This is a genomic window from Streptomyces phaeofaciens (assembly GCF_014648915.1).
GTDB classification, from domain to species: Bacteria; Actinomycetota; Actinomycetes; order Streptomycetales; family Streptomycetaceae; genus Streptomyces; species Streptomyces phaeofaciens.
The window spans coordinates 13487-37307 of record NZ_BMSA01000006.1; the positions used below are offsets into that span (position 1 = coordinate 13487).

Annotated in this window: 18 protein-coding genes and 1 tRNA gene; 13 read left to right on the forward strand and 6 right to left on the reverse strand. The window is 70.9% G+C overall.

All coding sequences use genetic code 11. The features are described from left to right. The first annotated feature begins 152 nt into the window (after nucleotides 1-152). Nucleotides 153-875, forward strand: a complete 723-nt coding sequence (locus IE275_RS13180; RefSeq protein ID WP_189711178.1) for a DUF5677 domain-containing protein — start codon at nucleotides 153-155, stop codon at nucleotides 873-875. Nucleotides 876-977: 102 nt separating this feature from the next. On the opposite strand, the gene IE275_RS13185 is transcribed toward IE275_RS13180, so the two are convergent. After that, a tRNA-Gly gene (locus tag IE275_RS13185) sits at nucleotides 978-1051 on the reverse strand. A 536-nt stretch (nucleotides 1052-1587) separates the two neighbouring features. Between IE275_RS13185 and dcd the strand changes: the two genes are divergently transcribed. The 4 genes from dcd to IE275_RS13205 all read left to right on the forward strand — a co-directional run bounded on the left by dcd (nucleotide 1588) and on the right by IE275_RS13205 (nucleotide 8241). Then, nucleotides 1588-2163, forward strand: a complete 576-nt coding sequence (gene dcd / locus IE275_RS13190; RefSeq protein ID WP_189711180.1) for a dCTP deaminase — start codon at nucleotides 1588-1590, stop codon at nucleotides 2161-2163. Between the two features lie 171 nt (nucleotides 2164-2334). After that, a complete protein-coding gene (locus tag IE275_RS13195) occupies nucleotides 2335-3768 on the forward strand; it encodes a COG1470 family protein (RefSeq protein ID WP_189711182.1) in 1434 nt (477 codons plus the stop codon). A 257-nt stretch (nucleotides 3769-4025) separates the two neighbouring features. Then, nucleotides 4026-6605, forward strand: coding sequence for a hypothetical protein (locus IE275_RS13200; protein WP_189711184.1), 2580 nt, complete (start codon nucleotides 4026-4028; stop codon nucleotides 6603-6605). A gap of 199 nt (nucleotides 6606-6804) precedes the next feature. Continuing rightward, nucleotides 6805-8241 (forward strand): helix-turn-helix domain-containing protein, encoded by a 1437-nt coding sequence (locus IE275_RS13205; protein ID WP_189711186.1) that lies wholly within the window; start codon nucleotides 6805-6807, stop codon nucleotides 8239-8241. A 16-nt stretch (nucleotides 8242-8257) separates the two neighbouring features. On the opposite strand, the gene IE275_RS13210 is transcribed toward IE275_RS13205, so the two are convergent. The 3 genes from IE275_RS13210 to IE275_RS13220 form a co-directional block, all read right to left on the reverse strand. Beyond that, nucleotides 8258-8869 carry a DUF4232 domain-containing protein gene (locus IE275_RS13210; protein WP_189711188.1) on the reverse strand — a complete coding sequence of 204 codons (612 nt, stop codon included), beginning with the start codon at nucleotides 8867-8869 and terminating at the stop codon, nucleotides 8258-8260. A gap of 237 nt (nucleotides 8870-9106) precedes the next feature. Continuing rightward, nucleotides 9107-10849 carry a transglycosylase domain-containing protein gene (locus IE275_RS13215; protein ID WP_189711190.1) on the reverse strand — a complete coding sequence of 581 codons (1743 nt, stop codon included), beginning with the start codon at nucleotides 10847-10849 and terminating at the stop codon, nucleotides 9107-9109. Beyond that, a complete protein-coding gene (locus IE275_RS13220; protein ID WP_229870219.1) occupies nucleotides 10846-11934 on the reverse strand; it encodes a sigma factor-like helix-turn-helix DNA-binding protein in 1089 nt (362 codons plus the stop codon). The genes IE275_RS13215 and IE275_RS13220 overlap by 4 nt, the downstream gene beginning before the upstream one ends. Nucleotides 11935-12196: 262 nt before the next feature. Between IE275_RS13220 and IE275_RS13225 the strand changes: the two genes are divergently transcribed. From IE275_RS13225 to IE275_RS13235, 3 genes are all read left to right on the forward strand, one after another. Then, a complete protein-coding gene (locus IE275_RS13225; RefSeq protein WP_189711194.1) occupies nucleotides 12197-12733 on the forward strand; it encodes a SigE family RNA polymerase sigma factor in 537 nt (178 codons plus the stop codon). Further along, nucleotides 12723-13481, forward strand: a complete 759-nt coding sequence (locus IE275_RS13230; RefSeq protein WP_189711196.1) for a hypothetical protein — start codon at nucleotides 12723-12725, stop codon at nucleotides 13479-13481. Before IE275_RS13225 ends, IE275_RS13230 begins: the two co-directional genes overlap by 11 nt. An 89-nt stretch (nucleotides 13482-13570) precedes the next feature. Continuing rightward, nucleotides 13571-14377 carry a YwqG family protein gene (locus IE275_RS13235; RefSeq protein ID WP_189711198.1) on the forward strand — a complete coding sequence of 269 codons (807 nt, stop codon included), beginning with the start codon at nucleotides 13571-13573 and terminating at the stop codon, nucleotides 14375-14377. A 172-nt stretch (nucleotides 14378-14549) separates the two neighbouring features. On the opposite strand, the gene IE275_RS13240 is transcribed toward IE275_RS13235, so the two are convergent. After that, nucleotides 14550-15668 (reverse strand): Yip1 family protein, encoded by a 1119-nt coding sequence (locus tag IE275_RS13240; protein WP_189711200.1) that lies wholly within the window; start codon nucleotides 15666-15668, stop codon nucleotides 14550-14552. Nucleotides 15669-15836: 168 nt separating this feature from the next. Beyond that, nucleotides 15837-18113, reverse strand: coding sequence for a (Fe-S)-binding protein (locus tag IE275_RS13245; protein ID WP_189711202.1), 2277 nt, complete (start codon nucleotides 18111-18113; stop codon nucleotides 15837-15839). 199 nt (nucleotides 18114-18312) lie between these two features. On the opposite strand from IE275_RS13245, the gene IE275_RS13250 reads away from it, so the two are divergent. The 5 genes from IE275_RS13250 (at nucleotide 18313) to IE275_RS13270 (ending at nucleotide 23804) form a co-directional block, all read left to right on the forward strand. Beyond that, nucleotides 18313-19533, forward strand: a complete 1221-nt coding sequence (locus tag IE275_RS13250; protein ID WP_373299208.1) for an MraY family glycosyltransferase — start codon at nucleotides 18313-18315, stop codon at nucleotides 19531-19533. Nucleotides 19534-19639: 106 nt separating this feature from the next. After that, entirely contained in the window at nucleotides 19640-21478 is a 1839-nt protein-coding gene (dnaK, locus tag IE275_RS13255; protein WP_189711205.1) for a molecular chaperone DnaK, read from the forward strand. Next, nucleotides 21475-22134, forward strand: a complete 660-nt coding sequence (gene grpE / locus IE275_RS13260) for a nucleotide exchange factor GrpE (RefSeq protein ID WP_189711207.1) — start codon at nucleotides 21475-21477, stop codon at nucleotides 22132-22134. The genes dnaK and grpE overlap by 4 nt, the downstream gene beginning before the upstream one ends. Before the next feature lie 33 nt (nucleotides 22135-22167). Beyond that, the gene (gene dnaJ / locus IE275_RS13265; RefSeq protein WP_189711209.1) at nucleotides 22168-23349 is read left to right on the forward strand and encodes a molecular chaperone DnaJ; all 1182 of its coding nucleotides are present in this window, start codon (nucleotides 22168-22170) and stop codon (nucleotides 23347-23349) included. Nucleotides 23350-23354: 5 nt separating this feature from the next. Then, nucleotides 23355-23804 (forward strand): heat shock protein transcriptional repressor HspR, encoded by a 450-nt coding sequence (locus IE275_RS13270; RefSeq protein WP_165256253.1) that lies wholly within the window; start codon nucleotides 23355-23357, stop codon nucleotides 23802-23804. Nucleotides 23805-23821 lie beyond the last annotated feature (17 nt).

A 23821-nucleotide genomic window follows, 5' to 3' on the forward strand; every position in this document is an offset into this window, starting at 1 on the left:
GACCGCATGACGAGTCGGGGGAGGGTCCCAACCCTCCCCCCCACGCGTACCGGTTGACCATCCGCAGCGCGATGGGTCGGCTGGATAAAATTCGTAAAACATTCTGTTTGTACTGAAGTAGCCTTACCCTCTCATCCGAGACGGGAAGGCACATGGGTAGCGTCACTCCGGAGCAGTACCGCGCGGCCGTCGAAAAGTTGGTCGTCGACTACCGGGCGGCCGGACCGATTGAGACGAAGCAGCGCAAGTACCGGTCCGTCCTCATCGGGCACGGTTGGTGCAACGAGGTGCACCGTCTTGCTGAAGCGTCCCTGCATCTCGTTGATCGCGGATACGGCCATGAGGCGCTGATTCTGCTCCGCACCGTGTTTGAGACCACCATCAGCCTGCACTGGCTCTCGCAGAAGGGTGACGCAGCTGCGCTCGGAGTGTTCGCCGAGGGAAGCCGCGTGAATCGAGCCGCTGCTGAGGACATGCAGAAGGGGTTCAACGTGCCTCAGGATCTCATCGACTCGATCAAGGGCGCGCCGGTCGAGAAGACCGACGAGAGTGAGATCTTCCGCAAGTTCCAGGCGCAGTGCGACGAGATCGACCCCAAGAGGGAGTTGTACTCGGTGTATCGCTACCTCTGTGGCTATGCGCACCCGAGTGCGACCAGCGCCTCCGAGTTCGTCGAATGGACGACCGAGCCCCCTAGCCTTCGGACCGAGCCCAAGAAGGGTGCCGCCTCCGTGGTCGAAGCGACCCTTGCCATGTGCCTCATTTGGGCTGGCCGAGCCTTCGACGAGATGATCAATGGGAAGCCGCGTAAGCAGTTCCTGCGCTCGGTGGCGAGGGAACTCGGGCTGCCCCCCGTCCTGCCTCCGATCAGGTAGCCGTGTGGTGCGGCTGGCTGTAATGGTGCGGATGTGGTGCGCACCCCGCCCACCGGTCTAGACAACAAAGAACCCCCGGGTCATCGACCTGGGGGTTTTGCATGGAGCGGGTGACGAGAATCGAACTCGCGCTCTCAGCTTGGGAAGCTGATGTTCTACCATTAAACTACACCCGCGTAAGACGCCGGATCTGTCCGGTGCCCGATCGCCCCGTCACTCTACCCCATGTCCGCCCCCCGGCGTCGAAGCCACGGGGGCTGAGTGCGTTTCAGGGGTGGGATCCGGGTGCGGGGGGCCGGAGTTGGGGCGTACGGTGGGGGCGCGGAAGAGGGGTCCCGCGGGGTCGGAGTGCCGCCTGGAGGGTCGTCCTGTTCGTCCCGTAATGTGGCTTTCGTTGTCCGGTGAGCAGCCGCCGGACGCGGCTCTTTGGGGAAGGGACTCTAGGACTTGATGGAGCGCACCGTCGTCCGTTGTGCCGATGGGCACGTGTTCAGCACCGCTTCGTTCCCGATGCAGAAGGCCGAGCGACTCGGCCCCGGACGACTCGTCCGGTGTCCTCGGTGTGCCCGGCTCCGCAGCGCGGTGCCGGTACCGGTGGCAGTGGCGGTCGGGAAGCAGTAGCCGTCGGGAGGCGGCAGCAGTCGCAGGTGACAGGTGAGGCGCGCGGCCGTCCGATGGTGGTCGGTCCGCGCGCCTTGCGTATCCTCGGGACGTGCTTCTCTCAGACAAGGACATCCGGGCCGAGATCGACGCCGGGCGAGTGCGGATCGATCCCTACGACGCATCCATGGTGCAGCCGTCGAGCATCGACGTACGTCTCGACCGGTTTTTCCGGGTGTTCGAGAACCACCGCTACCCCCACATCGACCCCGCCGTGGAGCAGGCGGATCTGACGCGACTCGTGGAGCCGGAGGGCGACGAGCCGTTCATCCTGCACCCCGGTGAGTTCGTCCTCGCCTCCACATACGAAGTGATCACGCTCCCGGACGACCTCGCCTCGCGCCTCGAGGGCAAGAGTTCGCTGGGCCGCCTCGGGCTGGTCACGCACTCCACCGCAGGGTTCATCGACCCCGGCTTCTCCGGCCATGTGACCCTCGAACTGTCGAACCTCGCCACCCTGCCGATCAAGCTCTGGCCCGGTATGAAGATCGGCCAGCTGTGCATGTTCCGGCTCTCCTCGCCGGCCGAGCACCCGTACGGCAGCGAGTTCTACGGGTCCCGCTACCAGGGGCAGCGCGGACCGACCGCCTCCCGGTCCTTCCTCAACTTCCATCGGACGCAGGTGTGAGCGCCCGATGAGTGCCGCTCATCGCAGGTGGGGTCGGTCACCCGTAGGTGTGGGCTGAGCGGCGGCAGCACACTGGATTGGGAGCGGGGGCAGCCGGTCCCGCCCTTTCGGGCACACATCGTGCCCCGTGGTTTCCTGACCAGGCACCGTTGTTGCGTTTAGTGTCCGTGAGTGAGCCTTTGGACCTCTCTCGAACCTGCCTCCGCGACCGTGGACCCGGGTGACAGTACGACTGTGCGGCTGCGTCTGCGCAACACCGGTGACGTGGTGGACGAGTACCGCTTCGAGACGGTGGGCTCTCTCGCGCCCTGGACTGTCGTGGAGCCGCAGTCACTGCGTCTGTATCCGGGGACGACGGGGACGGCCGAGCTGACGTTCTCCCCGCCGCGTACGCCGGACGCGACGGCCGGTCCGCATCCGTACGGGGTGCGGATCACGCCGACGGAGCATCCGGAGGCGACGAGTGTCCCGGAAGGGAACCTCACCGTCACTCCGTTCACGGAGGTGCGGGCCGAGCTGGTGCCGCCGACGGTGAAGGGCCGCTTCCGCGGCCGGCCGAGGCTGGCCGTGGACAACTTGGGCAATACGAAGCTGACGGCGTCGGTGAGTGGCAGCGACAACGGTGATCAGTTGTCGTACGACATCCGTCCGAGCAATGTGCAGGTCGAGCCGGGCCGTGCGGCGTTCGTGAAGATGACGCTGAAGCCGCGGCAGATCATCTGGTTCGGGTCGCAGGAGGACCGGCCCTACACCCTGGCGGTGCGGCGGTCGGGTGTCGCGCCGCTGGAGGCGGCGGGCACGTACGTGCAGCGGAGTCTCCTGCCGCGCTGGCTGGGGGCCTTCCTCAGTGCCCTCGTCGCGCTGGCGATCGCGTTCGTGATGATCTGGATCGCCTACAAGCCCGAGGTCCGCACCAACGCCACCGAAAAGGTCCAGCAGGCCGGCATCGCCACGCTGCCACCCGCCCCCTCGCCGACGTCCGAGGCACCGAAGGCCCCGTCCGCCGACGGCGCGGCACCCCCGGCCGCGACCGAGACACAGCAGGCGAACGAAGCCGGGGCCGGAGCGGGAAGCGACGGCGCCGAGAAGAAGGAGACCGATACCCAGGAGCGGACCGCGGCGACCGCGGTCCAGCAACGGGCCGCGAAGGATCCGAGCGGACCGCACATCTGCTACCGGGTCTACGCGACGGGCCAGGGTTGGTCCGACGCGGTGTGCGACGGCGAAACGGCGGGCACGGTGGGCGGGGGGACGCCCCTCAAGGCCGTCAACATCGCTGTGTCCGGAACCCATGGCACGTCCAGCGGCGCCTACGTCCACGACCCCGCGTCGACCAATGGTGAGGGGCACTTCCCCGACCCGTGGACGAATGCCGCCGACGGTGTCGACAACTACGTCGGCAGTACCAAGAAGGACGCCCCGAACATGCTGGGATTCACCATCAACGTCGATGGCGGCAAGGGCGCCGTCTGCCAGTCCGCCTACGTCCACAACGATGCCTGGCTCGCCCTGGCATGCGACGAACCCGGCACCGGGTACGACTTCACCTACGCCGGCACCCACGACAACGACTCGTGGATCGAAGCGGTCAGGCTCACGGCCTGATCCGAACCGTCCACCACCTGCTCCGACCCCCTCCAAGGAAGCCCTGTAGAGCCGCTGCTCAGGCGTGGTGGCACGCGAGCGGCAGCGCACCGAGGGCTTGGCGCGGGGCCGGCCGGAATCCTCTCCTCCCGCGCACAACCATTGCGTCGGTTCCGTTGTCACACCCGTGTCATAGGCTTCCGAAACTTTCCGCGACCGGTGCGTTCTTACTCCCGGTGACACGCGGTCTCCCACGGCTCATGGGGGCTCGAACCACCTTGCGCAATCGCAGAATCTCCACCGCGACGGCACTCGCCGTCCTCTTCAGCTCCGTGGCGTTGACGGGTCTGGGGTCCACGGCCGCCCACGCCGACGACCACGCCGTCCTGCCCGTCGCCTCCGTCGCCGACGTCGTCGTGGACAGCGTGCACCAGCGCGTCTTCGTCAGTGACCCGACCGGCGGCAAGGTCGTCGCCACCGACTACAGCGGCAACGTCGTCGGGACGCTCGGCTCGCTGCCGGAGGCGGGCGGCCTGGAAATCTCGGCCGACTCGCAGACGCTGTACGTGGCCGTCGAGGGCAGCGACGAGATCGCGGCGATCGACACGGCGGGCCTCACCGAGTCCGCGCGCTACTCGACCGGCACCGCCGACGCCCCGACGACCCTCGCCCGCGCCGGCGGGAAGCTGTGGTTCGGCTACGGCAAGGCGACGTACGGGAACATCGGCTCCCTCGACCTCTCCGGCCCGGAGCCCGTCCTCGCCGTGGCCCAGGACAGCGGCAGCCGCTGGTACTACGCGCCCAGGCTGGCGTCCAACCCGGCCGCGCCCGGTGTGCTGGCCGCGGGGGTGCCCGGCCTCAGCCCCTCCGCCGTGGCGACCTACGACGTCTCCGGCGCGGACGCTCCCAAGCTCCTGGCCCAGGGCCAGGCCGGCAGCAACCTGCGCGACCTCGCGGTGACCCCCGACGGCGACCAGGTCGTCACGGCCAGCGGCGCGCCCTACAAGCACCAGGTCCTGTCCACCACCGACCTGGAGGAAGTCGGCAGCTACCCGACCGACGCCTACCCGAACGCCGTCGACATCGCCGCGGACGGCACCGTCGCCGCGGGCATCGACGGCATCTACGAGCCGGACGTCTACATATTCAAGCCCGGCACCACCGAGCCGGTCCGCCGGTACGACTTCGCCGACACGGGCACCGGCACCCTGGTTCCGGACGGCCTGGCCTGGGAGCCGGACGGCAACCACCTCTTCGCGGTCACCGAGAGCGGCAGCACGTACCGCCTCAACACGCTGAACGCGCCGACCAAGGCCGTCACCACGGTGACGGTGAACGCGCCCGCCTCGGCCGTTCCCGGCAAGTCGCTGACCGTCACGGGGAAGGTCGGCGGCGGCGACGCGCTGCCGGCCGGGACGTCGCTGACGGTCACCCGTACCGACGCGCAGTCGCCGTCGGGCGAGACGCTGGCTCCGGTGACCACGGGCGAGGACGGGACGTTCTCCTTCGCCGACGTCCCGCCGGTCGAGGGGGACGTGAAGTACACCGTCTCCTACGCCGGTGACGCGGGCCACGCTCCCGCGTCCGCCACGCAGACCGTGGCCGTGGCCCGCAGCGTCACCACGGTGACGGTGAGCGCGCCCGCCTCGGCCGTTCCCGGCAAGTCGCTGACCGTCACGGGGAAGGTCGGCGGCGGCGACGCGCTGCCGGCCGGGACGTCGCTGACGGTCACCCGTACCGACGCGCAGTCGCCGTCGGGCAAGGCGCTGGCTCCGGTGACCACGGGCGAGGACGGGACGTTCTCCTTCGCCGACGTCCCGCCGGTCGAGGGCGGCGTGAAGTACACCGTCTCCTACGCCGGTGACGCGGGCCACGCTCCCGCGTCCGCCACACGGACCGTGGCCGTCTCCCGCAACGCCACCACGGTGACGGTGAGCGCGCCCGCCACGGCCACCCGCGCCAAGGCGCTGACCGTCACCGGCAAGATCGCCAACGCCACGGCGCTGCCGGCCGGCACCGTCCTCACCGTCAAGCGCACGGACCTCGACACGCCCTCCGGCAAGGCGCTCACCTCGGTGAAGACCAAGGCCGACGGGACGTTCTCCTTCACCGACACCCCGCCCGCCGGCGGGAGCGTGAAGTACACGGTCTCCTACGCGGGCGACACGACCCGCGCACCGGCCTCGGGCTCCGACACCGTGGCCGTCTCCCGGACCGCCACGACGCTGAGCCTGAACAACAACGGCAAGGTGTACGCGTACGGCAAGGACGTCACCTTCACCGCGCACCTGGGTACCACCTACAAGAACCGCACGGTGGAGATCTGGGCCGACCCCTACGGCTCGGACAAGCCCAAGGTCCTGGTGAAGAAGGCGACGGTCAACTCCAGCGGAAACGTCTCCGCCGTGGTGGACATGAAGCGGGACACCACGGTCACCGCGGTCTTCGCCGGTGACGCCCGCACCGCCCCGAAGTCGGTCAAGGTCACCGCGTACGCCAACGTGAGCGTCTCCACCTCGCTGACGAAGTACTACAAGACGGCCAAGATCAGCTCGAGCTCCCCGACCTACTACTGGTACCGCAAGAACACCGGCCCGCTGTTCACCACCACGATGAGCTACTACCCGGGCCGCGAACACCGGCTGGACATCGACGTCTACTACCAGGGCCAGTGGCACCGCGGTTACGACGAGTACTTCGCACTGGGCAGCAACGGCAAGAGCGTCATCGACCTCGGCGCCTCCGACGAGGCGGGCCTCCGTGTCCGGGTCCGGTCGGCCTACATCAACGAGTCCTCCGGCGACAACGTCAACTCCACCACCTACAGCTCCTGGAAGTACATCTACTTCACCAACTGACCCACGGTCCCGGACCGTCCGCCGAGAAGCCCCGAGCCGCCCGTCGGCCGGGGCTTCTCCGGCTGTGTCCGTGGAGCGGGGCCGGAACCGTCACCGGCCTTGTCGACGTGCACGTATCAGGCACGGGGAGTGCCTGGGACACCGTCCCGGACGGGGACACGACCGCACAGGCCGACGGATGGATGCGAGTACGGACCGCATGGACGCAACCCCGACCCACGACGACGTAGCGGAGTTCGCGCACCTGCTGGCGCGTCTGAAGGAGCGCACGGACCGCAGCTACGCGGCGCTGGCGCACCGGCTGGGCGTGAACGCCTCCACGCTGCACCGCTACTGCGCCGGGGAGTCGGTCCCCCTGGACTTCACCGTGATCGAGCGGTTCGCCGTGCTCTGCGGAGCGTCCCCCGAGGAGCGCGGCGAGTTGCACCGCCGGTGGATCCTGGCGGTCGCGGCACGGCAACGGCCCCGCCCGTCCGCCGCCCGGCGGGCCCCGGCACCGGCCCCGGCACCCGAGGACACCACGAGCACCGCGGCACCGACCATGTCCGCGTCCGCGTCCGCGTCCACGTCCGCGTCCGCGTCCGCGAGCCGCGGCGGTCCGGTGGGCCAGGCACCGGAGTCGGCCCCGTCGGCCGGCCGGTGGACCCGAGCCGGGCGCCTGCGTCGACGGTCCGTGCGATCGACGGCGCTTGCGGCATCGCTCGCCGTCGCGCTCGCCGGTCTCGTCTCCTCCGCCGCCGGACCCCCGTCCGGTGGGGGCGGGTCGTCGGCTGCCGCCCGCGTCACACCGCAACCCTCGGCGCCGGCCGCGGACCGAGGGGGCGGTCCCCTTGCCGGACCCCCGTCCGCCGGCGGTGGGCCGTCGGCCTCCGCCCTTGCCACACCGGGACCCTCGGCCTCGGCCGGAGGCGGAGGCGGAAGCGGAGACGGAGGCGACGGCGGCAGCCCGCAGGAGAACCGGGCGAGCGCCGGCGCGGTCCCCGCACAGGACCCGCTCACCTGGACGTCCAACTCCCAGGTCTGGCAACGCGAATGCGAGCACGACTACGTCATCGCCAAGCCACCTCAGCAGGTCCCGCCGCCGCCGGCCCCGGCGGACGCCGAGGCGTGGGCCGTGTCCCAGCAGGCCGTGCACGGGCGCACCACCGATCTGCGGATCTCGGTGCAGGGACGCGGCTCCGCCGCCGTCGTCCTGGAGGCCCTGCACGTGCGCGTGGTCGGCCGCACCACCCCCGCCGTCCGCCGGGGCATCGCCTACTCCACGTACGAGGGCTGCGGCGCCCCCCTCGTCCCCCGCCACTTCTCCGTGGACCTCGACGCGCGCCGGACCCTGGCCCGTTCGGTACCCGGCGACGACCCGGACGGACCGAACACCGCGGTCGACTTCCCCTACCAGGTGTCCCTGACGGAGCCGGAGGTCCTGCTGGTCTCAGCGCGCACCGAGTCCTGCACCTGCGACTGGTACCTGGAGCTCGACTGGTCCTCACAGGGTCGGACCGGCACGGTACGCATCGACGACCACGGCCGCCCGTTCCGCACCACCAGCATCAACGGGCTGCCGCACTACTGGTACCGCAACCCCCGTGGCTGGATCCCCATGACCACCGCCTACGACAAGTCGGAGACCGGCGGCTGACGAAGCCGCCGGGCCGTCACTTCGACATGATGAAATCCAGGGCGTAACCGGGAGCGGTCGTCCAGTAGGTGACGCGCTGGAAGTCGTTGGCGTACAGCGTCTCGACGGGCATGGGGACGTCGATCGGCCCGCCCGCGGTGCTGCCGGCCTTACGGCCCTGGAGGGTGAGGGTGATGCTCTTGGCCTCGTACTCGTCCATGGGGCCGTTGACGAGCAGAGCTGCGTACGCCTCCTCGCCCGGGGCGAGGGTGAGGGGCACCCCCGGGTTCGGGTCGCTCTCCTCGATCACGGGGGCCGTGGTCCGACCGTCACCGAGCCGCACGAGGGGGTAGCGGTAGAGGTTGCACTTCTTGTCGCCGGCGTTCTGGACGCTGAGCAGGAGGTGCCTGGCGTCCACGCTGTCCGCGGGCTCCTTCACGGCGGACACCCCGAGGACCTGCTGGGAGCAGGCGGCGACGGTGCCCTTGGCGCCACTGCCGCCCGAGCCGTGCGTCACCGAGGTCTGGGCCTTCCCGTTGCCCGTCCGCGGTCCGGTGGCGGACGCCTGTGCCGACACACCACACCCGAGCGCCAGGACGAGGCCCGCGGACACGGCCACGCGGCGGCTCACGAAAGACTTCACGTTCATCTGCGTGTTCCTTCTCTGATCGGTACGAGGTCGCGGGTACCGGCGGCGGCGAAGGCGGTCGGCCGCTTCGTCCGGTGCGACAGCCAGAGCATCGGATGCCTCCCGAGCCTGGGACAACGGCCGCCGCCCACCTCGCAACGGCGCACCGTCCCACCCCCGACGACCTGCGGAAACACGGAAGCCTGGGATGCCGGTCCGGGACGGGGACGCCGTGCGCCGCCCGCCGCGCGCTCCACGTCAGTTCGCCGCGTCCCGCTGCGCGGCGCCCTTCGACGCGTCCTTCGTGGCGGCCTCCCAGACGCCCGCCGCCACCTTCTGCGCGAACTCCGTCGGCGACGGCTCGTTCGGCAGCTGCGCGGGCACCGACGTGCCCTTCCCGCTGCCCGCCCGGTCGGCGAACAGCGCGACCGTCAGGGCGAGCCGGCGGTCGTACCCGGTGGCCCACACGGTCCGCCGGGTGATCCCGCCACCCGCCCCGGCCAGGGCGAAACCCCGCGACTCCACCGGGCCCGCGGAGCCGTCGGCGGCGACGGCGGAGGGCGTCGGTCCGGCCCCCGACCGGGCACCCACGACCAGCGCCTCCCTCTCGTCCAGGGCCCGCCGCACCTCGGGACGTGCCTGGTAGACGGTGCGGCCCTCCCGTGTGATGCGGGCGACGGTGTACGGGGTGGCGTACCTGCCGTCCGCCGCCACCGTCGCGAACGCCGATGTCAGGTTCAGCGGGGTCGGCGCCGTCGTCCTCAGCAGCTTGCCCAACGGCTCGCCCACGTGTCCCACCTCGCCGAACGGGTCCAGAACCGTCCCCGCCTCCACCGCCCCGCTCACCGCGTCGTTGAACGACTGCCGCGCGTAGTCCGAGCCCCCGTACAGCAGCCGCACCGCCCCGTCGCCGGGCACCACGCCCACGACGGCGGTGTGCACCCGCACGCCCTTGCCCCCGGGATGCTCCTGCACCCGTTGGGTGGCGCTGTCCTGCAACGCCAGGTCGAAGGTGGTCGTCACGCTGTAGCCGCCGCTCGCGAGCCGGTCCTCGGTGATGCCGAGCCGGTCGGCGGCCTCCTTCGCGGCGATGTCGATCAGGTACTGCCGCTGCCCCTCGGTCTCTCCCGGCGGATAGAACCGGAACGCCGGGAAACGCGCCGCGGCCCGCTGCCTCGCCGTGATGTTCCCGCTCGCGGCCATCGCGTCGAGCACCCACTCCCAGCGGTTCTCCAGCTTCGCGGTCACCTTCGGATCGGAGCCCGCCTTCTCGTAGTACGAGGGGATGTTGACGATGGCCGCCAGCGCGGCGCCCTGGGCGACCGTCAGGCTCTTGGCGTCCACGCCGAAGTAGTTGCGCGCGGCGGACTGGATCCCGGCGGCACCCCGCCCGAAGTACACGGTGTCGAGATAGCCCTCGAGGATCTCGTCCTTGGTGCGGGTGCGGTCCAGCTTGATCGCGATGAGCGCCTCACGCGCCTTGCGGGACAAGGAGTGTTCCGGGCTGAGCAGCGCGTTCTTCACGTACTGCTGGGTGATGGTGGAGCCGCCCTGCGGGTCGCCGCCGGTCAGCGTCGCCAGCGTGGCCCGCGCGATGGCCCGCGGCGAGATCCCGGTGTCCGTGCGGAAGGAACGGTTCTCCGCGGCGATCACCGCGTCCTGCACATGCCGGGGGACCGCCGACAAGGGGATGTCCTGCCGGTCGACCGGCCCGCGCCGGCCGAGATAGGCGCCCCCCGAGTCGAGGAACACGGTGCTCTGGGTGACGGTCTCGGGGTGGGGCTTCGGAATGGACGTCAGGTGGTACGCCACGAGGGCCGCCGCACACAGCGTCGCGATCAGCGTGAGGAAGGCGTAGCACAGCCGGCGCAGCCGCCGACCCCGGTTGCGCCGGAGCCGGATCCGCAGCGGCGCCCGCTCGCGGTGCCGGCTCCGGCGCTCCGCCGGCACCTCCTGCCCCGGCCGCCGCGCCGCACGCCGCCCGCTCCCGGTCAGGTTCATATCCGCCACCACTCGCGGTCCGACCGTGCGGCGACACTGCCCGAGGCGTCGTACACCGTGACGATCCGGTCGTCCCCGTCCACGGAGAGGAACGCCGGTATGTCCTTCCTGGCGAGCGGTGTGCTCGCGTACCAGATGCCCCACCCGGGACTGCCCGCCAGGACGAGGACCTTCGCGGTGGTGCTGCCGCCGTCGCCGTCGCGGACCTCGACGCGGCCCGGCTCGCCGTTCAGGCCGTGGAAGAGGCCCGACAGGAAGAGCCCGCCGTTCACGCTGTCCACCCGGAGGGAGACACCCGGTTCGTCGAGTTCGTCGAGCGGGCGGTCGTCGTCGTTCCCGGGGAGGGGCACCGACCAGTGCCCTCCGTCGGCCGTCAGCCACAGCCGTACCTGCGTCCCGACCGGCACCCGCTCGCCCGGCGCCACGATCCGGATCGGGCTCGTGGCCGTACGACCGCCGTCCCCCGGCCGGTCGCCGGACGTCCCGCCTTGCGCACCGCCGCCTGCGAGACGGTCGGCGCCGAGGAGGGCGACGGGGGTGAGCAGCGCCGCGCAGGCGGCCGAGGTGACGGCGAGGCGGCGTCGTCGCCGGCTGCGGCCCTCCGCCCGGAGGCCGGCCAGCGGTACTTCGGTCGGGACCAGGTCCCCGGCGGCGCGGGTGAACGCCTCGCGCAGCTGCCCGAGGTCGGTGCCGGCCTCCTTCAGACCCTGTCGGGCATGGGCACGCACCGCCCCCGCCGAGCAGCCCAGCAACTGGGCGATCTCCGCGTCCGCCAGCCCCTCCCAGACCCGCAGCACCACGACGGCCCGACGGCGCGCGGCCCGCCGTCCGCGCGGCCGGCGCAGGTGGGTGCGCACCAGGCAGCGCCGCACATGGAAGTCCACGTCGTTGCGCGGAACGCGGCGCCACCGCGCGCACATCCGCACCAGCGTTCTCCGCGCCAGTTCCTCCGCGGCACCGGGGTCGTCGGTGAGCAGCCGGGCGGTGACGACCAGCCGGGACCAGTGCGTCCGGGCGTACGTGGCGAAGTCATGGCCGGCGGGGAGTACGGGGGGTACGGGGAGTACGTCGGGGGTGGGTGGCACGTGGGCGGTCCTTCGGCTCGGGAACTCGGTCGTGGCCGGACGCATGGGGCCGTCCGTCCTGGTCGGGCAACCGTTCGGTCGTGCAAGTAGGTTGAGCAGGCAGCGAGCCGACACCGTTAGGGAAGAGGGAGCCTGGAACCCGTGTGCGCCGTCTTCCCGGTGAGGTGCGCTTCGTTGGATGCGACCTGCGCGACCGACGGGACCTGTACGCACGGCGGAGGTGGCCAGGTTGCAAGGAAAGGGCAGAGATTCCGGTGGGGGCATGACCGAGGACGAGTTCGACGCTTTCTACGCGACCGCGTTCCCCCGGCTGACCGGACAGCTCTACGCCTTCACCGGAGACCACGGCGAGGCCCAGGACGTCGTTCAGGAGGCGTTCGTACGGGCCTGGGACCGGCGACAGCACTTCCTGTCGGACAGCGCTCCCGAGGCGTGGATCCGCACCGTGGCCATGCGGCTGGCGGTGAGCCGCTGGCGGCGGGCGAGGCGCTGGCTGGAACTCGTCCGGCGCACTCCGCCGCCCGACTCCACCCCGGGACCGGGCCCTGAGCACACCGCGCTCGTGGCCGCGCTGCGCGAACTGCCCCCGGCACAGCGGATGGCGATCGTCCTGCACCATTTGTGCGACCTGAGTGTGGAGCAGGTAGCCTCCGACACCGGCGCGCCCGTGGGGACGGTCAAGGCGAGGCTGTCCCGGGGGCGCGCGGCGCTGGCGAAGCGACTCGCGGGGGACGAGGCCGACGGGCACGACGACGAGGCCGACGGGCCGGTCCGGAAGGAGAGCCGCCGTGTCCGATGAACTTTCCGCCGCGCTGCGTGAGTTGGCCGCCGACCGGGAGACCGCCCCGACCGTGGCGGGCCCCGCGATCCGGGCCCGGGCGATGCGCCGCCGGCGCCGCCGCCGTGCCGCCGCGGCCCTGGGTGCGGGGACGACGGCCCTCGCGCTGCTGGGCTTCGCCCTGACCCTGAGTTTCGGCGAGGACCCGGACCACCCGGACCGCTCGGCCGGGCGGGGAACCTCCGCCGTGACACCGCCGGGTTCCGTCCCGCCGTCGACGGCCACCCCGGCACCCGTCTCCGGCGCGCTCGACCTGCCCGGGAGTGATCTCACGTTCGGCGGCCGGGTGATGCCGATCCTCTCGACCTTCGACCTCACCCCCGGGACCACGGGCACGACCTCGATGACGGTGGTCGCGAAGCCGGTCCGGATGGCGCTGGCCGTCGACGTGGTCTCCGAGGGCCGCACCGTGGTGAACGTGGCGCACGCGGTCGAGCTCGACGGGGAGGGCGGCCCGCTCTACGTCGGTACCTTTCCCCCGGACATCGAGGCCCGGGGGGACTACGGCGTCCGGGGCGGCGTGATCGCCCTCGGCGCCGAGGACGCACGGTGGTTCCACGCCCGGATCAGCCTCGGCGACAGCATCTCGGTGACGCTCGGCCCGGTACCGACGGCCACCCCCTCGGGCGCTGTCACGGCACCCGCTGTCACGGCACCCGGCGCCGCGGCGTACCCGACCGACTCGGCTCAGGCACTCGGACCGGACTGAGCAGGTGGGCGGCCCCGACGGGGCTGTCGGTGGCCCGTACTAACGTGCCCGCAGCGTTCGGTCGATGTTGTACGCCGTGAGGAGCCACGATGCCCGCAGACGCACCCGAGCTGTCCGTGAAGGATCTGCGCACCCTGATACCGGAGTACGCGGACCTCGCCCGGCAGGCCGTCCTCCTCAACCCGGAGCCCGGCGACCCCGGGGTGCGGGAGAGCTCGCTGGGCGGCGCACCGCTGTGGCCCGCGGACGAGCCGTGGCCGTACTGCGCGCAGGAGGACCACTGGACGTACGGGTCCGACCCGCGCAACCGCACCGAGTTCCTCCCGGGGGCGGTGCCGATGGTGCCGATCCTCCAGCTGTTCGCCCGGGACGTGCCGGGGCTGGAGTTCCCGGAGGGGAAGGATCTGCTTCAGGTGGTGTGGTGCGCGCTGATCCATGAGCAGGATTCCGGGCCGGTGGAACCGCGGCTGTACTGGCGCGACGAGGCGGAGGTCGTGGCGGGAGGGCTGCTGTCCGAGGTGCCCGTGGCGGGCGAGGGGGAGTTCGACCCGGACAACGTGCCGGAGCCGTCGACGTTGTCGCCGAGCACCGCGCAGGACGGTCCGAGGTGGCTCGATCTGCCCCAGGACCTGCGGGAGACCTGGGAACCTCGTCTCCGGCTGCCGACGGGCGGCTCCTCGTGGCCGCCCGACTCCAACGTCATCGCGACGAAGGCCGGCGGCTGGCCCGCCTGGACGCAGCCCGCCCACTGGCCGGACTGCGCGTGCGGGCACCGTATGGAGCACCTGCTGACCGTCACCGGCGACATCCGGCTGGGCGACTGCGGCGGCGTCTACTTCTTCCACTGCCGCCGGTGCCCCGGCCTCCCGTGGGACTGGCGCTTCGACTGCCACTGACAGCGTTCGCGGTGCACCTGCCCGGCCGGTCACGGGCTTAGGCCGGGTCCGCAAAGTCCCGTCTGGCTCGCCACTTTGCGGACACGACCTGGCGGGTCGCCGGCACGAGGTCGTGCAGAAGGGCCCCGGCCGCTCGGCGGTCGGGGCCCTTCTGGGTGCGGGGATCTGCCGGCTAGAACGTGCCCAGCTTCACGATCGACAGCAGGGCGATCAGCTGGATCGCCGACGCGCCCAGGGCCTTCGGCCAGGGGATGTCGTGGGAGCGGCTGACCATCAGGGTGAGCAGGGCGCCGGCGGCCACCCAGGTGGCCCAGCCGAGGAGTTGTACGAACGACGCGTCGCCGCCGAAGAACATCGCGACGATCAGACGCGGGGTGTCGGTGAGGGACGCGATCAGCATGGAGAGGCCGACCGTCGGCTGCCAGGCGCCGTTGCCGCCGAGCTGGCGGGCCACGGTGTGCGTGACCACGCCCAGGACGAGGAACGACACCACCATCGCGACGGCCGTCGTCAGGACGATCGGGATCGCGTTGGAGAGCGTCGCGTTTATCGCGTCCGTGCGGGCGGTGTCGAAGCCGAAGACCGCGAGCAGGCCGTAGAGGAACGTGACGACGAAGGCGGGGCCCCACATCGTGTAGTCCCGCATCTGGAGGAACGTCCGGTCGGGGGACGTGACGATGCCCCGCAGCAGGTCCTTCCAGTGCAGGCGCGGGCCGATCGGGCCGGCGGGCGGCGTCGCGCCCGCGTGGTACGTCTCGCCGCGGCCGTAGTCCTGCCCGCCCTGGGCGTACGGGTCGTGGTCGTCGATCGAGAACGCCTGGGTGTGACCCGGGTTGTTGGCCGCGTACGGGTCCGGGTTGCCGTGTCCGCCGGGGCCGGGCGGGTAGCCGCCGTCGCCGAAGTACTCCGGCTCACCGCCCTGACCGCCGTGCCCGCCCCGACCGCCCTGCCCGCCGCCGTTCGCCGACGGCCAGCCGCCACCGCCGCTGCCGCCACCGCCCGGTCCGCCGTACGGCGGCTGCTGCTGTCCGCCGCGGTACTGCGGACGCTGCTGCGGGTACGGCTGCTGCGCCTGCGGGTAGCCGTACGACGGCCCCGCGGGCCCGGCCGACGGTCCCTGGGGCGCCTGCTGCCCGTACGGAGGGTGTTGCGGTCGCGCTTGCGGGGCGCGGTCGTTCCGTCCGCCGCGTCCGATCCTGAATCCAGCCACGTCATCGAACGTACCTGGTCCCGGAGAGTGACGTGCCGGGGCGGGGCTCCCTGACCGGGCTTTGCTGCCGAGCTGTGACATCCCCTAAGGGACATCCGAGGGACGGCCCCGGGGTCGTCCGCCCTTGCGGACGGCGTGAGTTCGGCCCGGCACCCGTGGCGGTCGCGGCCGCCGCGGCCGTGCGGCGGGAACGGTGACGCCCCCGTGCCGGCGGGGCACGGGGGCGTCATCGGGAAAGGCGGCCGGAGGTCACTTCACCGGCTGCGGCTCCGGCTCGTTCTCCGTCTCCGACTCGCCCGCCGGGGGCTCGTCGTCGACCGGGGTCCGCACGGACTCCAGGAGCAGCTGGGCGACGTCCACGACCTGGATGGACTCCTTGGCCTTGCCGTCGTTCTTCTTGCCGTTCACGGAGTCGGTGAGCATCACGAGGCAGAACGGGCAGGCGGTCGAGACGATGTCCGGGTTCAGGGACAGCGCCTCGTCGACGCGCTCGTTGTTGATGCGCTTGCCGATCCGCTCCTCCATCCACATCCGTGCACCGCCGGCGCCGCAGCAGAAGCCACGCTCCTTGTGGCGGTGCATCTCCTGCTGGCGCAGGCCCGGGACGGCGGTCATGATCTCGCGCGGCGGCGTGTAGATCTTGTTGTGGCGGCCCAGGTAGCAGGGGTCGTGGTACGTGATGATGCCCTCGACCGGGGTCACCGGGATCAGCTTGCCCTCGTCCACCAGGTGCTGGAGCAGCTGGGTGTGGTGGATGACCTCGTAGTCGCCGCCGAGCTGCGGGTACTCGTTGCCGATCGTGTTGAGGCAGTGCGGGCAGGTGGCGACGATCTTCTTGGCCGACTTCGGCTTCTTGGTCGACTCGTCCTCGTCATCCTCGCCGAAGGCCATGTTCAGCGCCGCCACGTTCTCCATGCCGAGCTCCTGGAACAGGGGCTCGTTGCCGAGGCGGCGGGCGGAGTCACCGGTGCACTTCTCGTCGCCGCCCATGATCGCGAACTTCACGCCCGCGATGTGGAGGAGTTCGGCGAACGCCTTCGTGGTCTTCTTGGCGCGGTCCTCGAGGGCGCCCGCACAGCCGACCCAGTACAGGTACTCGACCTCGGAGAGGTCCTCGATGTCCTTGCCGACGACCGGCACCTCGAAGTCGACTTCCTTGAGCCACTCCAGGCGCTGCTTCTTGGCGAGGCCCCAGGGGTTGCCCTTCTTCTCCAGGTTCTTGAGCATGGTGCCCGCCTCGGACGGGAACGCGCTCTCGATCATGACCTGGTAGCGGCGCATGTCGACGATGTGATCGACGTGCTCGATGTCCACCGGGCACTGCTCGACGCAGGCGCCGCAGGTGGTGCAGGACCACAGGACGTCCGGGTCGATGACGCCGTTCTCCTCGGCGGTGCCGATGAGGGGGCGCTCGGCCTCGGCGAGGGCGGCCGCGGGAACGTCCTTGAGCTGCTCCTCGGACGCCTTCTCCTCGCCCTCCATGGTCTTGCCGCCACCCGCGAGCAGGTAGGGCGCCTTGGCGTGGGCGTGGTCGCGCAGCGACATGATCAGCAGCTTGGGGGAGAGCGGCTTGCCGGTGTTCCAGGCGGGGCACTGCGACTGGCAGCGGCCGCACTCGGTGCAGGTGGAGAAGTCGAGCAGGCCCTTCCAGGAGAACTGCTCGACCTGGGAGACACCGAAGACGTCGTCGTCACCGGGGTCGGTGAAGTCGATCGGCTTGCCGCCGGAGGTCATCGGCTGGAGGCCGCCGAGGGCGGTCCCGCCGGTCGCCTCGCGCTTGAACCAGATGTTCGGGAACGCCAGGAACCGGTGCCAGGCCACGCCCATGTTGGTGTTGAGCGAGACCACGATCATCCAGATGAACGAGGTGCTGATCTTCACCATCGCGGTGAAGTAGATCAGGTTCTGGAGGACGCCGACGCTCAGTCCCTTGAAGGCCAGGACCAGCGGGTACGAGGCGAAGTACGCGGCCTCGTAGTGCTCCACGTGGTGGATCGCACCCTCCAGGCCGCGCAGCACGTAGATGGCGAGGCCGATGGTGAGGATGACGTACTCGACGAAGTAGGCCTGGCCGGCCTTGGAGCCCGCGAAGCGGGACTTGCGGCCCGGGCGGGACGGCAGGTTCAGCAGACGGATCGCGATGAGGACGGCGATGCCGAGGATCGTCATCACGCCGATGAACTCGATGTAGAGCTCGAACGGCAGGAAGCCGCCGATGACGGGCAGGGTCCAGTCGGCCTCGAACAGCTGGCCGAAGGCCTGTGCGAGGGTCGGCGGCAGGGTCAGGAAGCCGACCGCCACGAACCAGTGCGCGACACCCACGATGCCCCAGCGGTTCATCCGGGTGTGGCCGAGGAACTCCCGTACCAGGGTCACGCTGCGCGCGTAGGGGTTGTCCGTCCGGACGCCGGCCGGAACCGGCTGGCCGAGTTTGAAGAACCGGACGAACTGACCGATGGCGCGTGCGAGCAGCGCGACGCCGACCACGGTCAGGACCAGCGACACGATGATCGCGGCGAGTTGCATGAGGGGGCTCCTCGGGCCTGCGAGGGACATTACTAAGCGGTAACTTATGCAGTCCGTCTGAGACTACCCCCAACCCGCACCGCACTGTAGCTGGCCGAAGGGTGATCTGAGTCGCTGAGGGTCACCTCAGAGGGGGCTGCCAAAGGGTCACCACTCGGACACGATCCGTTCGTGTTATTCGTGCCAAATTGGTACATTTATGACTATTTTATATTCCGTGCTCTACGGGATCGCCGCCGCCACCACCGCCCTGTTCCTCTCCGCCGTCCTCGCCGCGCTGCTGCGCGTGCCCGCCCTGCGCCTCGGGTTCGTCGACCGGCGGCAGCGGCAGCGACGCGTGCCGCTGTCCGGCGGCGTCGCCGTCGTGCTCACCACCTGCCTCGTCGCGGGCGCCGGGGACTGGTCGGGCATCGCTCCGCTCGGCGCGGACATCGCCGGCCTGGTCGTGGCGGCCGCCGCCGTCGCCGTGCTCGGGCTGATCGCGGACATCTGGCGCCTCAAGGCGCGCCTCCTCGTCCTCGGTACGGCGATCGCGGCGGCCTTCGTCGTGCCGTACGGCGACACCGGCGTCCTTGCGGGAGCGGCCGCCGTCGGCTGGATCACCTTCGTCGCGCTCGCCTTCCGGGCCCTCGACCACGCGGACGGCGTGGCCGGCACGGTCGGGGTGGTCACGGCGTTCGGGGTGGCCGCGTGCGCGGCGTTCGAGGTGCTGGACGGGCTGGCGGTGCTGCTCAGCGTGCTCGCCGCCGCGCTGACCGGCTTCCTCATGCACAACTGGCCTCCCGCGCGCGTGGCGCTCGGTGGCTGCGGATCCCTGTTCGCGGGCTTCCTGCTCTCCTCGGCCGCCGTCACCGCGCGCGCGGGGTACGAGGCGGCCGTCGGGGCGGGCGTCCTGTTCGCGCTCACCGCGGTGGCCGGCGCCGACGCCGTCCTGGTCGTGGTGTCACGGCGGCTGGCCGGACGGCCCCTGCTGCGCGGCGGCCCCGACCACCTCGCCCACCGGCTGCGGCGGCTCGGCATCACGCCCCAGGGCGCGACCGTGCTGCTCGGCGCCGGGGCCTTCTCGGCGGTGCTCGTCGGGACCCTCGTGCACAGCGGGTGGGCGGGGGCGCATGCGGTGTGGTGGGTTGCCGGCGGGGTGCTGGCCGTCGTCCTCGGGCTGCTGCGGGTTCCGGCGTACGGGACGGCGGGGCGTGCGCGGGGACGGGGGCGCCGCGTGCGCGTGCGGAAGGAGAGGGGACGCGCACGCCTGCGCGCGGTGGTCGCCGGGGTGTGCGGGGCGGGTCGCGTCCGGGCTCGCGCAGGGCGCCCGTCTTCGCCCCCCGCGGTCAATCCGAGTCCGCTGCCGGCCTCCCTGGATCGGGTGACAGTCGTAACAGCCGGGCCGTATCACCGCAGGTCAGCGCCTCCTTGCGTGTAAGGAACGGATAAGAGTTGAGCGAGTGCGACTCAGGTCTGTTGACCGAGACGTGGGCGTCATGCACACTTGAGCCCGTTCCACTCAAGTCAGCTGGAGGAAGATCACCATGGCACGTGCGGTCGGCATCGACCTGGGCACAACCAACTCCGTCGTCAGCGTTCTGGAGGGCGGCGAGCCCACCGTCATCACCAACGCCGAGGGTGCCAGGACCACGCCGTCCGTCGTCGCCTTCGCGAAGAACGGCGAAGTGCTTGTCGGCGAGGTCGCCAAGCGCCAGGCGGTCACCAACGTGGACCGGACCATCCGCTCGGTGAAGCGCCACATGGGCACCGACTGGAAGATCGAGCTGGACGGGAAGCCCTTCAACCCGCAGCAGATGTCCGCGTTCATCCTGCAGAAGCTGAAGCGCGACGCCGAGTCGTACCTGGGCGAGAAGGTGACCGACGCGGTCATCACCGTCCCCGCGTACTTCAACGACTCCGAGCGCCAGGCCACCAAGGAGGCCGGCGAGATCGCGGGCCTGAACGTCCTGCGGATCGTCAACGAGCCCACGGCGGCCGCTCTCGCGTACGGCCTCGACAAGGACGAGCAGATCATCCTGGTCTTCGACCTCGGTGGCGGCACGTTCGACGTCTCGCTGCTGGAGATCGGCGACGGCGTCGTCGAGGTGAAGGCCACCAACGGTGACAACCACCTCGGTGGTGACGACTGGGACCAGCGCGTCATGGACTACCTGGTCAAGCAGTTCCAGGCCGGCCACGGCGTGGACCTCTCCAAGGACAAGATGGCGCTCCAGCGCCTGCGCGAGGCCGCCGAGAAGGCGAAGATCGAGCTGTCCTCCTCCACCGAGACCTCGATCAACCTGCCGTACATCACGGCGTCCGCCGAGGGCCCGCTGCACCTGGACGAGAAGCTCACCCGCGCCCAGTTCCAGCAGCTGACCGCGGACCTCCTGGAGCGCTGCAAGACGCCGTTCCACAACGTCATCAAGGACGCCGGCATCTCGCTCGCCGAGATCGACCACGTCGTCCTCGTCGGCGGCTCGACCCGTATGCCGGCCGTCGCCGAGCTGGTCAAGGAGCTGACCGGCGGCAAGGACGCCAACAAGGGCGTGAACCCGGACGAGGTCGTCGCCATCGGCGCCTCGCTCCAGGCCGGTGTCCTCAAGGGCGAGGTCAAGGACGTCCTGCTCCTCGACGTCACCCCGCTGTCCCTCGGTATCGAGACCAAGGGCGGCATCATGACGAAGCTCATCGAGCGGAACACGACGATCCCGACCAAGCGGTCCGAGATCTTCACCACCGCCGAGGACAACCAGCCGTCCGTGCAGATCCAGGTCTACCAGGGCGAGCGCGAGATCGCGGCGTACAACAAGAAGCTCGGCATGTTCGAGCTGACCGGTCTGCCGCCGGCCCCGCGTGGCGTCCCGCAGATCGAGGTCTCCTTCGACATCGACGCCAACGGCATCATGCACGTGACCGCGAAGGACCTGGGCACGGGCAAGGAGCAGAAGATGACCGTCACCGGCGGCTCCTCGCTGCCGAAGGACGAGGTCGACCGCATGCGCCAGGAGGCCGAGCAGTACGCGGACGAGGACCACCGCCGCCGCGAGGCCGCCGAGGCCCGCAACCAGGGCGAGCAGCTCGTCTACCAGACCGAGAAGTTCCTCAAGGACAACGAGGACAAGGTCCCGGGCGAGATCAAGGCCGAGGTCGAGGAGTCCCTCGTCGAGCTGAAGGAGAAGCTCAAGGGCGAGGACACCGCCGAGATCCGCACCGCCACCGAGAAGGTCGCGGCCGTCTCGCAGAAGCTCGGCCAGGCCATGTACGCCGACGCCCAGGCCGGTCAGGCCGCCGGCGGCGACGCCGGTGAGGCCCCGCGGGCCGACGACGACGTCGTGGACGCCGAGATCGTGGACGACGAGCGCAAGGACGGTGCCGCGTGACGGAGGAGACCCCGGGCTTCGAGGAGAAGCCCGACGTCCCCTCCGGCGCCACCCCTGAAGACGCCGAGCCGAAGGCCGCCGCCTCCCCCGCGGGGGAGGGAGCGGCCCCGGCCGGGGACGCGAACCAGACAGCGGCCCTGGTGGCCCAGCTGGACCAGGTGCGCACCGCGCTCGGCGAGCGCACCGCGGACCTCCAGCGCCTCCAGGCCGAGTACCAGAACTACCGCCGCCGGGTCGAGCGTGACCGGATCGCGGTCAAGGAGATCGCCATCGCGAACCTCCTGACCGAGCTCCTGCCCGTGCTCGACGACGTCGGCCGCGCACGGGAGCACGGCGAGCTCGTCGGCGGCTTCAAGTCCGTCGCGGAGTCGCTGGAGACCATCGCCGCCAAGATGGGCCTTCAGCAGTTCGGCAAGGAGGGCGAGCCCTTCGACCCGACGATCCACGAGGCCCTGATGCACAGCTACGCGCCCGACGTCACCGAGACGACGTGCGTGGCGATTCTGCAGCCCGGGTATCGCTTCGGCGAGCGCACCATCCGCCCCGCGCGGGTGGCGGTCGCCGAGCCCCAGCCGGGCGCGCAGACCGTGAAGTCCTCGGACGAGGCCGAGACGACGGCCGACGACAAGGAGAGCGGTGGCCCGGACGAGGGCTGAGCTTGAACCGACGCGGAAGGAGGGACGTCGAGGATGAGCACCAAGGACTTCATCGAGAAGGACTACTACAAGGTCCTCGGCGTCCCCAAGGACGCCACCGAGGCCGAGATCAAGAAGGCGTACCGGAAGCTCGCCCGCGAGTTCCACCCGGACGCCAACAAGGGCAACGCCAAGGCGGAGGAGCGCTTCAAGGAGATCTCCGAGGCGAACGACATCCTCGGTGACCCCAAGAAGCGCAAGGAGTACGACGAGGCACGCGCCCTCTTCGGCAACGGCGGCTTCCGCCCGGGGCCGGGCGCCGGCGGCAACTTCAACTTCGACCTGGGCGACCTCTTCGGAGGCGGCGCCCAGGCCGGAGGCGGGGGCGGTGGCGGCGGCTTCGGCGGCGGTATCGGCGATGTCTTCGGCGGCCTGTTCAACCGCGGCGGCGCGGGGACGACCCGTACCCAGCCACGGCGCGGCCAGGACATCGACACCGAGGTCACCCTGACCTTCACGGAGGCCATCGAGGGCGCGACGGTTCCGCTGCGCATGTCCTCGCAGGCCCCGTGCAAGGCGTGCTCGGGCACCGGCGACAAGAACGGCACACCGCGCGTGTGCCCGACCTGCGTCGGCACCGGTCAGGTGGCACGGGGCTCGGGCGGAGGCTTCTCCCTCACCGACCCCTGCCCGGACTGCAAGGGCCGTGGCCTCATCGCCGAGCACCCCTGCCTGGACTGCAAGGGCAGCGGCCGCGCCAAGTCGTCCCGCACGATGCAGGTCCGCATCCCGGCCGGGGTGACGGACAGCCAGCGCATCCGGCTGCGCGGCAAGGGCGCACCGGGCGAGCGAGGCGGCCCGTCCGGCGACCTCTACGTCGTCGTGCACGTCGGCCCGCACCCGGTGTTCGGCCGCAAGGACGACCATCTGACCGTCACCGTGCCGGTGACGTTCGCAGAGGCGGCCCTCGGCGGCGACATCAGGGTTCCCACCCTCGGGGGCCCGTCGCTCACCCTGAAGCTGCCGCCCGGCACCCCCAACGGCCGCACCATGCGGGCGCGGGGCAAGGGCGCGGTCCGTAAGGACGGCACCCGCGGCGACCTTCTGGTCACCGTCGAGGTGAGTGTCCCGAAGGACGTGACGGGGAAGGCTCGTGACGCGCTCGAGGCGTATCGCGAGGCGACCGCGGACGAGGATCCGCGGGCTGAGCTGTTCGAGGCCGCGAAGGGAGCATGACAGGGATGGACGGGCGTCGGCGTAACCCGTACGAACTGACCGAGGAGACCCCGGTCTACGTCATCTCGGTGGCGGCCCAGCTCTCCGGCCTGCACCCGCAGACGCTGCGCCAGTACGACCGCCTGGGGCTGGTGTCCCCGGACCGCACCGCCGGCCGGGGCCGCCGCTACTCGGCCCGCGACATCGAACTGCTGCGCACCGTCCAGCAGCTGTCGCAGGACGAGGGCATCAACCTGGCCGGCATCAAGCGCATCATCGAGCTGGAGAACCAGGTCGCCGCGCTCCAGTCCCGGGTCGCCGAACTGGAGTCGGCCCTGGACGGCGCGGCGGCGGCGATGCAGCAGCGCGAGGCGGCCGTCCACGCCTCCTACCGACGCGACCTGGTCCCGTACCAGGAGGTCCAGCAGACCAGCGCGCTGGTGGTGTGGCGACCGAAGCGCCAGCAGTCCGACTGACGGCACCCCCTGCACCC

What these genes read in the sequence shown, in the direction of transcription:
- IE275_RS13180 (WP_189711178.1), top strand. Translation starts at nt 153, where the DNA reads ATGGGTAGCGTCACTCCGGAGCAGTACCGCGCGGCCGTCGAAAAGTTG.
- IE275_RS13205 (WP_189711186.1), top strand. Translation starts at nt 6,805, where the DNA reads ATGGACGCAACCCCGACCCACGACGACGTAGCGGAGTTCGCGCACCTG.
- IE275_RS13210 (WP_189711188.1), bottom strand. Translation starts at nt 8,869, where the DNA reads ATGAACGTGAAGTCTTTCGTGAGCCGCCGCGTGGCCGTGTCCGCGGGC.
- IE275_RS13215 (WP_189711190.1), bottom strand. Translation starts at nt 10,849, where the DNA reads ATGAACCTGACCGGGAGCGGGCGGCGTGCGGCGCGGCGGCCGGGGCAG.
- IE275_RS13225 (WP_189711194.1), top strand. Translation starts at nt 12,197, where the DNA reads ATGACCGAGGACGAGTTCGACGCTTTCTACGCGACCGCGTTCCCCCGG.
- IE275_RS13235 (WP_189711198.1), top strand. Translation starts at nt 13,571, where the DNA reads ATGCCCGCAGACGCACCCGAGCTGTCCGTGAAGGATCTGCGCACCCTG.
- IE275_RS13240 (WP_189711200.1), bottom strand. Translation starts at nt 15,668, where the DNA reads ATGTCACAGCTCGGCAGCAAAGCCCGGTCAGGGAGCCCCGCCCCGGCA.
- IE275_RS13245 (WP_189711202.1), bottom strand. Translation starts at nt 18,113, where the DNA reads ATGCAACTCGCCGCGATCATCGTGTCGCTGGTCCTGACCGTGGTCGGC.
- IE275_RS13250 (WP_373299208.1), top strand. Translation starts at nt 18,313, where the DNA reads ATGACTATTTTATATTCCGTGCTCTACGGGATCGCCGCCGCCACCACC.
- dnaK (WP_189711205.1), top strand. Translation starts at nt 19,640, where the DNA reads ATGGCACGTGCGGTCGGCATCGACCTGGGCACAACCAACTCCGTCGTC.
- dnaJ (WP_189711209.1), top strand. Translation starts at nt 22,168, where the DNA reads ATGAGCACCAAGGACTTCATCGAGAAGGACTACTACAAGGTCCTCGGC.
- IE275_RS13270 (WP_165256253.1), top strand. Translation starts at nt 23,355, where the DNA reads ATGGACGGGCGTCGGCGTAACCCGTACGAACTGACCGAGGAGACCCCG.